Source organism: Actinomycetota bacterium, assembly GCA_035697485.1.
Classification (GTDB): Bacteria; Actinomycetota; UBA4738; order UBA4738; family HRBIN12; genus JAOUEA01.
In genome coordinates, this window is the sequence record DASSCU010000063.1 from 66,806 (window position 1) to 77,670 (window position 10,865).

14 protein-coding genes are annotated in these 10,865 nt (G+C 71.4%); 7 read left to right on the plus strand and 7 right to left on the minus strand.

Annotation, left to right across the window (positions count from 1 at the left end):
• Positions 1-168 precede the first annotated feature (168 nt).
• Positions 169-483, plus strand: a complete 315-nt coding sequence (locus VFI59_16060; protein ID HET6715208.1) for a hypothetical protein — start codon at positions 169-171, stop codon at positions 481-483.
• Between the two features lie 212 nt (positions 484-695).
• Positions 696-947: a hypothetical protein gene (locus tag VFI59_16065; GenBank protein HET6715209.1), complete on the plus strand. Its 252-nt coding sequence runs from the start codon at positions 696-698 to the stop codon at positions 945-947.
• A gap of 205 nt (positions 948-1,152) precedes the next feature.
• Here the strand turns inward: VFI59_16065 and VFI59_16070 are convergent, their stop codons facing one another.
• On the minus strand, positions 1,153-1,488 hold the full coding sequence (locus VFI59_16070; protein HET6715210.1) for a hypothetical protein: 336 nt from the start codon (positions 1,486-1,488) through the stop codon (positions 1,153-1,155).
• A 22-nt stretch (positions 1,489-1,510) separates the two neighbouring features.
• Entirely contained in the window at positions 1,511-2,533 is a 1,023-nt protein-coding gene (rmuC, locus tag VFI59_16075; protein HET6715211.1) for a DNA recombination protein RmuC, read from the minus strand.
• Positions 2,534-2,604: 71 nt separating this feature from the next.
• Here rmuC and VFI59_16080 point away from each other — a divergent pair, with 71 nt between their 5' ends.
• From VFI59_16080 to VFI59_16095, 4 genes are read left to right on the plus strand one after another with little or no spacing between them, the layout of a single operon-like run.
• The gene (locus VFI59_16080) at positions 2,605-3,330 is read left to right on the plus strand and encodes a phosphatase PAP2 family protein (GenBank protein HET6715212.1); all 726 of its coding nucleotides are present in this window, start codon (positions 2,605-2,607) and stop codon (positions 3,328-3,330) included.
• 17 nt (positions 3,331-3,347) lie between these two features.
• On the plus strand, positions 3,348-4,580 hold the full coding sequence (locus VFI59_16085) for a PQQ-binding-like beta-propeller repeat protein (GenBank protein ID HET6715213.1): 1,233 nt from the start codon (positions 3,348-3,350) through the stop codon (positions 4,578-4,580).
• Between the two features lie 10 nt (positions 4,581-4,590).
• Positions 4,591-5,949, plus strand: a complete 1,359-nt coding sequence (locus VFI59_16090) for a transaminase (protein HET6715214.1) — start codon at positions 4,591-4,593, stop codon at positions 5,947-5,949.
• On the plus strand, positions 5,946-7,031 hold the full coding sequence (locus tag VFI59_16095; protein ID HET6715215.1) for a C45 family peptidase: 1,086 nt from the start codon (positions 5,946-5,948) through the stop codon (positions 7,029-7,031). Before VFI59_16090 ends, VFI59_16095 begins: the two co-directional genes overlap by 4 nt.
• A 162-nt stretch (positions 7,032-7,193) precedes the next feature.
• Here VFI59_16095 and VFI59_16100 read toward each other — a convergent pair whose 3' ends face one another.
• On the minus strand, positions 7,194-7,862 hold the full coding sequence (locus VFI59_16100; GenBank protein HET6715216.1) for an ankyrin repeat domain-containing protein: 669 nt from the start codon (positions 7,860-7,862) through the stop codon (positions 7,194-7,196).
• 103 nt (positions 7,863-7,965) lie between these two features.
• Between VFI59_16100 and VFI59_16105 the strand changes: the two genes are divergently transcribed.
• The gene (locus VFI59_16105; GenBank protein HET6715217.1) at positions 7,966-8,376 is read left to right on the plus strand and encodes a MarR family transcriptional regulator; all 411 of its coding nucleotides are present in this window, start codon (positions 7,966-7,968) and stop codon (positions 8,374-8,376) included.
• On the opposite strand, the gene VFI59_16110 is transcribed toward VFI59_16105, so the two are convergent.
• The 4 genes from VFI59_16110 to VFI59_16125 all read right to left on the minus strand — a co-directional run bounded on the left by VFI59_16110 (position 8,373) and on the right by VFI59_16125 (position 10,804).
• Complete coding sequence (locus tag VFI59_16110) at positions 8,373-8,870, minus strand: carbonic anhydrase (GenBank protein HET6715218.1); 498 nt, start codon at positions 8,868-8,870, stop codon at positions 8,373-8,375. The genes VFI59_16105 and VFI59_16110 overlap by 4 nt on opposite strands.
• Positions 8,867-10,060 (minus strand): amidohydrolase family protein, encoded by a 1,194-nt coding sequence (locus VFI59_16115; protein HET6715219.1) that lies wholly within the window; start codon positions 10,058-10,060, stop codon positions 8,867-8,869. The genes VFI59_16110 and VFI59_16115 overlap by 4 nt, the downstream gene beginning before the upstream one ends.
• Positions 10,060-10,434: a cupin domain-containing protein gene (locus VFI59_16120; GenBank protein ID HET6715220.1), complete on the minus strand. Its 375-nt coding sequence runs from the start codon at positions 10,432-10,434 to the stop codon at positions 10,060-10,062. Before VFI59_16120 ends, VFI59_16115 begins: the two co-directional genes overlap by 1 nt.
• A gap of 100 nt (positions 10,435-10,534) precedes the next feature.
• A complete protein-coding gene (locus VFI59_16125; protein ID HET6715221.1) occupies positions 10,535-10,804 on the minus strand; it encodes a DUF5661 family protein in 270 nt (89 codons plus the stop codon).
• Between the last annotated feature and the right edge of the window lie 61 nt (positions 10,805-10,865).

Here is a 10,865-nt window from a genome sequence, read left to right on the forward strand (position 1 = left end):
CAGCGACGCCGACCGCGCCGCGCTGATCGGAAGGCTCCTAGCTCCGCGTCGCAGCGACCATCTGTTCCGCTTGCGGGTCACCCATGTGACCCCTCGGGGCCGTGCGACCCTGTGAGAAAGGGACGGACGACCCATAGCGCCAGGGGTGACCGCCGATACCGTCCGCCCGTGATCTACCTCGTGCGCCGGGCGTACCTCGTCGACCCGCCGGTCCCAGCGACCAGGGAGATCGAATGGCTTCTCGAGCGCACCCTGGCGCGGTTGCCTGATATCGAGGGGGCGAGCGTGTTCGCCGAGCTCGCTGACGACACCCTCAAGGGGATCGTCGTCGAAGTCGCCATCGAGGCCAGCGACGAGGCGACGGCGTCGAAACAGGGCCGAACCGCGATCCGATCGGCGCTGCGGCGGGTGGGGGTCTCACCATCGGACCTGAGGCTCGCCGATGGCCTCACCGCGGAGGCGCCCCCCTCGACCGACGCGTGAGGAATCGGCCTCACCGGGAGCGGCACCGGGACAACTTGACAGGAACTGAGGTGGCCGGGAGCCCGGACTCAGGCGTGAGGCGTTGCAGCCCGCCGCTGCGGAGATTTGCACCACCCTCGTCGTTGACCCAGGGGATTCGACCGACGCTGGGCCCGGTGTTGGGATGAAATGACCGCCCGCAGTGGATGCCCGCTGAACGGGGGTCGAAACGAATGACCGACACCGCTTCACCGTCGATCACGGCGGGCAAGGGGTCGGTCGTCGTGCGGCACATTCCCTATCAGGCGATCGGGCGGATCGCGGTCGTGATGGTGGTCGTCGCGTCCGCGGCGTGTACGGATGACGGTTCGGACGACTCGGGTAGGGAGAGTCAGATCCCGCCGAACCAGTCTTCTGTATCGGCCGCGGCATCAGATGAAGCGAGTGTCGACGAGCTTGTTCAGGTCAACGGGCGAGGTCGTTAGCCTCGACGAACGTGGTCACGAGAAAGGACGTTCGACCGCCCCTTCAAGATGCTCGCCGACCACGTGCAGAGGGAGGTGCTGACCAAGGTGGAGCTGGACGCGGCCTTCAGCGCCGAACCCTTGCGGGTGACAGCGCGCGTAGCCCATCGGTATCACTTGACCCAACGAGAGCGTCGCAGTCGGCGGGAAGTCGGGAGACGGCCGATCACTCCGGCCGGTCCAGCCTGATCGTCGAGAGCATCGCCTCGGTCTGCTCGATCGCACCGACGAGCCACGCAGCGTCGTGCGCCCCGCGAAAGTCCTCCCGAGGGAAGACGAACTGGTTCAGCGCCTCGTCGGACCCGACCTGCAACCCTCGCACGGCGAGGTACTCGCCGAGCGCGAACTCCCAGCTGAAGATCGCCGTGCCGTCGTCGAAGGCCTGCACGGTGTACGTCATGAACGCGTTGGGATGGGCCTCGTAGAGCCGTGCGCCGCCGCCGAATGCCCGCTTCTCACCGAGGCGGAAGCCGAGCTTGGCCAGCGCCTCCTCGAAGTCCATGCGCGGAAGCTTCGCACACCCCTCAGCGCACGACGGACAACGGACCGCCATCGTCGCCGAGCGGCGCGTCGGCGTCGGGCTCGATCGTCGAGGCTCGGGCGCGCGCGATCGAGCCGCGCGCCTTGCCGAGCTGCGAGCGGAACTCGTCGGCGCCGTTCGTGATCATCGTGCCGGCGCGCGCGAATCGGTTCTCGACCACGGCCTCGAGCGAGTCGAGCACGGCGCCCACCTCGGCGAGGCTCGCCTGCACGTCGGCGGCGTCGCCGAAGCGCTGCACGAGGGCGTAGAGGAACAGCACGATCGGCAGGGCCGTCGAGTACGGCACGATCACGACTCCGTGCACGTAGGCGTCGGCGTGCGCGCGACGCAGCCCCTCGTAGGCTGCGTCGGGCACGGCGGCCACGGCGACCGGCGCCGTCACGGCAGGATCGAGATACTGCGAGACCTCGCGGGCCCGCGAGGCGACGGCCTTCTCGACCGCCCGCGCACACGCGTCCCGCTCCACCCCTTCGGGCGCCGCCTCGAGGGCCTCGAGCTCGGCGAGTGCCGTCCACTTCGAGTCGATGGGCAGCCGCCGGCCGTCGGACAGCAGCAGCCCGAACTCCACGACCTTCCCTCCGACCCGGAAGTCGGTGACGAGCATCGTGGGTGGGAGCGCCGACAGATGGTCGCGGAGGACGTGCTCGCCGGCGCGTCCTTTCGATGCGCCGCCGGCCAGGACCGTCGAGAGCCGACGGATCACCTCTCGCTGGTCCGCGTCGGCCTCGCGCCGTTCCTGCTCACGGACGGTGAGCTCCTGCAGCGCGCGACGCGCGCCCTCGACGCCGGCACGCAGCTGCTCGGCGGCGAGGTCGCGTGCGGCGGCGGTGTCGGCGAGGCGCCGCAGCTCGGCGGCCTGTACCTCGAGGCGGGCCTCCATGCGCGCCGTGGCCGGGTCGGCCGCCGCCACTCCGTCCTCGGTCGGGCGGCGCCTGCCCGCCAGAGCCACGCCGGCGACGAGTCCGCACACGACCGCCAGCAGCACGAAACCGATCTGCTCGCTCACGGGTTCCTCCTGAAGTCGGGGAAGTCGATGTCCGACCGTAACGACCCCCTCCGACATCTAGAGTCAGTCGCGTGCGCGAGGGCCTCGACATGCATGAGCGGCCGCGCCGGGACGGCGACCTGGTCCGAGATCCTCGCCGGACCTTGGCGATCGGCGTCGCGATGCTCTGCGGGGTCGGGCTGCTCGCGATCGTGGTCGCGTCCGACGTGGCCGAGCCGCCGTTCCTGCGGGGGGTCGACGACGCGTGGCGACGCACGTCGCTCGGCTGGCCCGGCTGGATCGAGTCGCTCGGCGAAGCGTTCGAGCGTCTCGGCGCCGGGGTGGTCATGGTGCCGTTCCGCATCGCGATCGCGGTCTGGCTCGCGATCCGTCGCCGTCGCTGGGACCTCGGGGCATGGTTGCTCGGCTGGGTCCTCGCCGACGTGATCACCGCGGTGCTCAAACCGGGACTCGCCCGGGAACGTCCGACCGCGATCGACCCCGAGGACCCGTTCACGTCGTTCCCGAGCGCACACGCGAAGACGGCCGCCCAGGTCGCGGTCGGCCTCGTGCTCGTGACCTCGAGCCCGTGGCGCTCCCGGCGGCCATGGGGCGTGCTCGCCGTCGTCTGGATCGTGCTGATGGCCCTCTCGCGCACGGTGGTGGACCACCACTGGCTCTCCGACGTGATCGCGGGATCGCTGCTCGGCGCGGGCGCTGCGCTCCTGTCGGCAGCGACGTTGCAGCTGATCCGAGACGACCGCGCCCGAGACCGGGACACCCAGCTCACCGGCCGTTCCGACGAGCGAGACACCTGACCCTCGCCTGCGCCACGATGTGCGCCGTGTTCGGCCACCTGCGAGCCACCTACGACCGGCATCGGCAGACGACGAAGCGCGTCGCCCTCGCGCTGCTCGCGACGGCGCTCGGCCTGCTCGTGGTCGGCGGTGCGATCCGGATGCTGCGCGCCGCCGACCAGGAACCCCGGCCGACGGCCGCGACCGGCAGCCCGTCCGCCGAGTGGCGCGCGACGATCACCGGCCCGGTCAGCGGCCTCGCGATCGACGGCGGGCAGCTCTTCGTGGCGGGTGATCAGCTCACCGCGTTCCCGGTCTCTTGCCCCGTCGACGCCGACCGGTGCGCCCCGAGCTGGCGCGGCGTGGTGCCGGACGGACCGCTCTCGGTGCCGACGGTCCGCGACGAGCGAGTCTTCGTGGGGTCCTCGGAAGGTCAGCTCTACGCGTTCCCCTCGACCTGTGACGGCGAAGGCTGTTCCCCGGAGTGGGTCGGCGTCGCGGGCGACGGCACCGTCTCCCAGCCGGCGGCGAACTTCGACCTCGTCTACGTCACGTCCGACGAGCTCTACGCCTTCCCCGTGGGATGCGCGAGCGAGGACCTCGCATGTCCTGCCGCGTGGAGCGCCGACGTGCCGGGGCGGCCCGCGTCGGGGCCGCCGGCGCTCGGCGGCGGTCTCGTGATCGTGGCGTCCTCGTCGACGCGCGGCGGCGTTGCCGCCTATCCCGCGGTCTGTGGCGAGGATTGCCGGCCGGTGTGGACAGGCCGCACCGACGGCCCCGCGACGTCGGTCGCGATCGGCGACGGTGTCGCGTACGCGGTGGCGCGCGGGCAACTGATGGCGTTCTCCCTGTCGTGCACGGGACGATGCGACCCGGAGTGGCGGGCGCCGTTCGTGCCGGGTGCGCCGTTCGCGACCGGGGCGACGAGCCCTCCGGCGGTCGCGGGCGACCGAGTGCTCGTCGGCGACGATCGTGGACGTCTCTGGGTGTTCGCACCGACCTGCGACGACCCTCGATGTGAGCCGATCGGCGTCTACGACCTGACGTCGGCACCGCTGTTCACGCCGGTGGTCGAGGGCAACCGCGCAGTCGTGACCTCGCAGGCCGGCACGATCTTCAGGGTGAACCTCGCCTGTTCAGCCGAGGGGGTCGGGTGCCGTCCCACCCGCGCGCGCTCGCTCGCCGATCCTGCGCTGGCCCCCGCCGTGATCGCGCCCGACGCCACGCTCGCGGGGACGGGCCACGGGTCCCTGGAAGCCTTCGCGTGGTAGACGTACCCGCATGAGCGCGCGCGGCATCGACCCCGCCAAGGTCGCGGAGCTGAAGGCACGCGAGGACTCCCGGTTCATCGAGACCCATCCGCGCTGCATCGAGACCTGGCACCGCGCCGAACGGGTGATGCCCAACGGCGTGCCGATGTCATGGCTCCGCACTTCCTACGATCACCCGCCGCTCTGGGTCGACGATGCCAAGGGGGCTCGGTTCCGAGACGTCGACGGCAACGAGTACGCCGACTTCAACATCGCCGACATGTCGATGTTCGGCGGCTACGGCCCCGAGCCGGTCGTCGAGGCGGTCTCCCGCCGCATCGCGGCCGGGTCGCAGTTCCTGCTGCCGAACGAGGACTCGATCTGGGTCGCGGAAGAGCTCGGACGACGGTACGGGCTCCCGCGATGGCAGTTCACGTTGAGCGCCACCCACGCGAACCTCGAGACCATCCGGGTGGCCAGGGTGATGACCGGGCGCGAGAAGGTGCTGTTCTTCGGCGGGAAGTACCACGGGCACTTCGACGAGGGCCTCGTCGCCGTCGAGGACGGCAGGCTCGTGCCCGAGGAAGCCGGGCTGCCGCGCGACGTCACGGACAAGGTCGTGATGGTGCCGTTCAACGACGCGCGGGCGCTGCGTTCCGCGCTCCAGACGCGCGAGATCGCGATCGTGACGACCGAGCCGGCGCTCACGAACGCGATCGGCCTACTCGTGCCCGAGCCCGGGTTCCACGAAGCGGTGCGCGCCGCGACCCGCGAGACCGGCACCCTGCTCTGCTACGACGAGACCCACACGCAGGTCGTCGGCCCAGGCGGACTCACCGCGATGTGGTCGCTGCAGCCCGACATCGTCTCGATCGGGAAGTCGATCGCCGGCGGCGTGCCGCTCGGGGCGTACGGCATGACCGACGAGGTCGCCGAGACGCTGCGCCGCCCTGCCGGCCGCGACGACGAGAAGCGGGTGGTGGCGACGGGCGGCACGCTGTTCGGCAACCCGCTGTCGATGGCGGCCGCGAAGGCCACGATGGGCGAGGTCCTCACGCCCGAGGCGTACGCGCACACGCAGGCGCTCGGCGCCCGCCTCGCCGACGGCATCGAGGCAGCGGTGTCGAGCGCCGGACTCCCCTGGACGACCCACCGCTTCTGGCCGCGCTCGGGCTATACGTTCACGCCGACGATGCCGCGCGATGCCGACGAGGCCTACGAGGCCCTCGACGTGCCGCTGCGGCGCCTGATCCGCGTGTACCTCGCGAACCGCGGCGTCTGGGAGGCGATCGTCGGCGCCGGCCCGACCTGCGCCGTGCCGGCCACCGAGGGTGACGTCGACGCCTACGTCGGCGCGTTCGCGTCGCTCATCGGGGAGCTGACGACGTGACCCCTCCGCCACGCATCGACGTCATCCGGGTCTCCGCACCGAACCACCTCGAGGTGGGTCGCCAGCTCGGGGAGACCGCCCGCGACCGTATCCATGCCGAGGCGGTACACGTCTTCGACGACCTGCCCGCGGGGCGCACGGTCGAGGAGCAGCGCGCCCTGGCGAGGGAGTACCTCGCGTTCACCGAGCCGCGGCTCCCCTGGCTCGTCGAGGAGCTGGAAGGCATCGCGGAAGCCGCGGGCATCGACCCGCTCGACCTCTTCGCGGCCTCGATCGAGGAGCTCTGGTACGAACCGCGCCGGAAGGCGACGCAGGGCCGGTGCAGCGACGTCGTGGCCGGACCGAGCGCGACCGCCGACGGCCACCTGCTCGTCGGCCACACGAACGACCTGCGCCCCGCCGCCGAGGAGCACATCGTCGCGATCGAGAAGCAGGTCGCGGGCGACCCGACGATCTTCCAGCTCGGCGGCGTGCCGTGGCTCTCCGTCGGCTGGAACTCGGCCGGGCTCTCACTCACCGGCAACGAGCTCTCGCCCAACGACGAGCAGCTCGGCATCTCACGCTCCCATCAGGTGCTCGAGATGATGCGGGCCCGCACCCTCGACGAGATGGTGTCGATGTCGCTGCGACACGACCGCGCGTCGAGCTACAACAACGTGCTCACGAGCGCCGACGACGGCGTCGCCAACGTCGAGGGAAGCGCCACCGACGCCGAGGTCACGGGCCTCGATGACGCGGGGCACCTCGTGCACACGAACCACTACGTCTGCAACCGGATGCTCCCGTTCGAAGGCGACCCCGCCTACGCGGAGCACTCCGCGATCCGGTACGGACGGGCACGCGAACTGATCGCCGCTCGGCCACCGGGCTCGGTCACGGCCGCGACGATGCGCGAGATCCTGAGCGACCACGAGACGAAGCCGGATTCGATCTGTCGCCACCCGGAGTTCGGTCGACCGAACGAGAAGACGGTCTTCTGGTGCGTCGCCGACGTCACCGTCGGTCGCATCATCTTCGGCCGCGGGAACCCGTGCGACTCCGATGCGCAGGAGTACATCTTCGCCGAGTATCCCTGCCGCTGAAGCTGTCTTGGGCTTCCGACCGGTCCCCGGCAGAGCGGGCTTGGTCGGCATCGATGACGGCCCGCGCGGGGTTCACGATGGTTCGGAGTGGGTACGGTGCGTGGCCCCGATCGAACAGGGCCGGACGCGCCGGGTGCTCACGGACGCCGTCTGAGCGAGCGATCAGCGTTCCAGGGCGGCCGTGATCGCCGCGGCCGTGGGCACATCGCCGCTCCCCCGCGCCATCTCGAGCACGCTCGTGCCCTCGTCGTTCGTGGCTTCCGGGTCGGCACCCGAGGCGAGGAGCAGGGTGACGCTCGTGACGTCGCCGCCTCGTGCCGCCGCGTGCAACGGCGTCCACCCACCCGACTGCCTCGCGTTCGGATCGGCGCCCGCTTCCAGCAACACGCCGACGACCTCGGCGTGGCTGCCGCTCGCCGCGGAATGTAAGGGAGTGCCGATCATCCAGCCGGTGCCGCGGGCGTCGACGTCGGCCGCGTGGTTGACGAGCAGCCGTGCAGCGTCCGGGCGGCCGAAGAACGCGGCGAAGTGCAATGCCGTGAAGCCGTCGGCGCTGCGCCCGTCGATCGAGGCCGGGTCGTAGGCGAGCAGCTCGGTGAGCCGGTCGAGGTCGCCGGCGGCGGCCGACTCGAACAGGTCCATCTCCGTTACCCGCGACTGCAGCACTTCGATCATCCTCCGGTCGAGCCGGTAGCGCGCCCGCATCAGAGCAGAGACGCCCTCGGCGTCACGCGCCGACGCGAGCGACGGGTCGTCGTCCACCATCGCCCGCACCCGCGCGACGTCGCCCGCCTCGATCGCCGCGAACAACCCATCGGATGTGCTTGCCATCGGAGGCCCCCTCGGTTTCTATTTGCGTAGCCTAACTAAATATGCCAGCGTACGCGCGGTGACCACGCCAGGACGCACTTCCCCAGCGCGAGACGTGGATGCGGTGGCCGATCGGTTGCACTCGGCCGCGATCCACCTGTTGCGCCGCTTGCGCGTGGAGGACGAGGCACTGGGCATCTCCGCCCCGCGCCTGTCCGCGCTCTCGGTGCTCGTCTTCGCGGGACCGCAGCGCATCGGCGAGCTCGCGCACCTGGAGCAGGTCGAGCCGCCGACGATGACCCGACTCGTCGACGGCCTCGAGCGCGACGGTTACGTCTCCCGCTCCCCCGACCCCGACGACGCCCGCGCGGTCAGGGTCGAGGCGACCGAGCGCGGTCGCGACGCGATGCTGGAGGGTCGCAGGCGACGCGTGGAGGCGTTCAGCACCCTGCTGGCGGGCCTTCCGCAGCGGGAGCTCGCGCAGCTCGCCCGCGGCGTCGCGGCGCTGGAGCACGCGCTGGCCGTCGAGCGCTAGCCCGGCGAGACCTCGCGCAGCCGCCCCGTGGTCACGTCGTACAGGAAGCCGTTCACGGATCCGAAGGTCAGCCGCCGGTCGTTCTCGATCGCCCGCACGTCGTCGATCAGGGCGCCGTGGGCGTCGTCGAACGGCAGGAAGCCGAGGTCGCCGACGTCCTCCCCGGTGACCTGGGTCACGCGCGCACGCAACGCCGCGTCGCTCGCGCCCAGCAGACCGCAGTCCGTGTGATGGATCACGACCGCCTGCCGCGTGCCGAGCACCGCCGAGGACAGCACCAACGACCGCACCACGTCGTCGGTGACCCGCCCACCGGCGTTGCGGATCACGTGGGCCTCACCGAGCGAGAGCCCGAGCGCGTCCTCGGGGCGCAGGCGGGCATCCATGCACGCCAGCACGGCGACCCGCCGCGTCGGCGGGGCCTGCCGGTCGCCGACGGGAAAGCCCGCCGCGTAGACCGCGTTGGCCTCGAGCGCCTCGTCGCGGAAGCTCACCGGACCGCCCTCCCGGCAACCACCTCGCCGCCTTTCCAGACGGCGCGCGGCCGCTGCAGCGCGGCGATGTCGTCGACGGGGTTCGCGTCGTAGAGCACGAGATCGGCGAGGGCACCCTCGCGCACGTGTCCGACGTCGGGCACTCGGAGCAGCTCAGCGCCGCTCGAGGTGCCCGCGACCATCGCGTCGAGCGGGCGCATGCCCCATGCGACCAAGCGCGCGAGCTCGACCGGCGCGTTCCCGTGCGGATTGAACGGGGTGCCCGCGTCGGTGCTGCAGACATGGCGCACCTTCATCCGCAGCGCGAGCGTCTGCGCCCGCTCGGCATCGTCGAGCACCGAATGGATCTTCTCGAGGGCATAGTCGGGCACCTCGGCCGGGTGCTCCACCATGCCGAACGCCGCCGACAACGTCGGCCCCCGGAACGTGCCGCGTTCGGCCATCAGCGCGGCGGTCGCCCTCGTGAGCTGCACGCAGTGCTCGACGGAGTCGACCCCGGCCCGGACCGCGCCCGTCACGCCCTCCGCGCCGATCGCGTGTGCCGCCACACCCCTGCCCCACGAGTGTGCCTCGTCGACCGCGGCGCCGATCTCCTCGGGCGTGAACGCGGTGAACGTGGCGCCGATCCCGGGGGTCAGCACTCCGCCGGTCGCCACGACCTTGATCGCCCTCGCCCCCGACTTGATCTCCTCGCGCACAGCCCTGCGGACCGCATCGGCGCCGTCGACCTCGCGCGCGAAGGCCACGTTGTGCCCGTGACCCCCGGTGATCGTGAGGGCCCGACCCGCCGCCACCAACCGAGGCCCCGGGACCACGCCCCGGTCGATCGCCCAGGCCAGCTCGCACGTGCCGAGTCCGCCCAGGTCGCGCACGGTGGTCACGCCGCCCCCGAGGTGCTTCCCGGCGTTCGCCGTCGCCTTGATCGTCGCGAGGGCCAGGCCCATCTCGGCGGCTTCCGCAGCGAAGTCTGCGCCCCCGTCGAAGTTGAGGTGCACGTGGCAGTCGACGAGGCCAGGGGTAAGCGTGCGGCCGGTCCCGTCGACGGCGCGGGCGGCGCGGGTGGTACGGGGCGCCCGAACGTGCGACCCCGTCCAGACGATGCGTTCTCCCTCGATCAACACGCCCTGCCGGCGTCGGACCCGCAGCCCGTCGAAGAGCGTGACGTCGGCGACGTAGGTGGCGCGCGCCATCAGCCCACCCAGGGCGGGACGATCTCGGTGCCGTCGTCGGCCCGCACCAGCTTCGTGCCGGCGAGCATCGTCACCACGATCGTCGCGCCGGCGTCGCCGGCCTCCAGGTAGTGCACGGCACCGACCGGCACGACGACCGAGTCGCCCGCTGACAGCTCGAACGACGCGTCGTCGATGTGGAACGTTCCGCCACCGGCTTCCACCGCGAAGACGTCGAGGTGATCGTGGTGGTGAGCCGGCAGGCCGCCACCAGGAGGCACGGAGATGCGGAACAACGCCGCCTCATCGGCACCACGGCTCGGTGCAGCGAGGCTGGTCACGGTGTTGCCGCCCAGCTCGAAGGTGGGGTGATCGTCGGCGCGTTCGACCGGCACGGAAGGTCCTCCTCAGGCGTCGTCGACTCGGGCGGGCATCTTCCCACCCGGGCCCGCGAGCCCACCAACCCGCCGGTCCGACGTTCGGGTCACGCCGTCTTCAGGTCGCCTCTGCCTCGGCCTCCATGCGCTCCAGCCGGTCGTAGTAGTCGGGGAACTCCTTCAGGTGCGCCCACGCGATCTTGGCCGTGACCAGCGGGTCGTCATCGGTGACGTCGGTCACAGGATCGCGGCGCCCGTGTTCCAGTTCCACCTCCATGCCCCGTCGGAACTGCTCGACGTCGAAGGGCGCGGTGCTCAGATCGAGGCCGATCTCGGCCGCCGAAGCGAGGGCCTGCTCCTCGGTGAACCCATGCCGCTGTCCGTCCATGCCACACCTCCCGTGTCATCTCCATCGTGACCGGGTATCCGTGGGTCGCACCGGGTACGAT

Coding starts and splice junctions, on each gene's coding strand:
- VFI59_16065 (HET6715209.1), top strand. CDS start 696: ATGACCGACACCGCTTCACCGTCGATCACGGCGGGCAAGGGGTCGGTC.
- VFI59_16070 (HET6715210.1), bottom strand. CDS start 1,488: ATGGACTTCGAGGAGGCGCTGGCCAAGCTCGGCTTCCGCCTCGGTGAG.
- VFI59_16085 (HET6715213.1), top strand. CDS start 3,348: ATGTGCGCCGTGTTCGGCCACCTGCGAGCCACCTACGACCGGCATCGG.
- VFI59_16090 (HET6715214.1), top strand. CDS start 4,591: ATGAGCGCGCGCGGCATCGACCCCGCCAAGGTCGCGGAGCTGAAGGCA.
- VFI59_16100 (HET6715216.1), bottom strand. CDS start 7,862: ATGGCAAGCACATCCGATGGGTTGTTCGCGGCGATCGAGGCGGGCGAC.
- VFI59_16115 (HET6715219.1), bottom strand. CDS start 10,060: ATGGCGCGCGCCACCTACGTCGCCGACGTCACGCTCTTCGACGGGCTG.
- VFI59_16125 (HET6715221.1), bottom strand. CDS start 10,804: ATGGACGGACAGCGGCATGGGTTCACCGAGGAGCAGGCCCTCGCTTCG.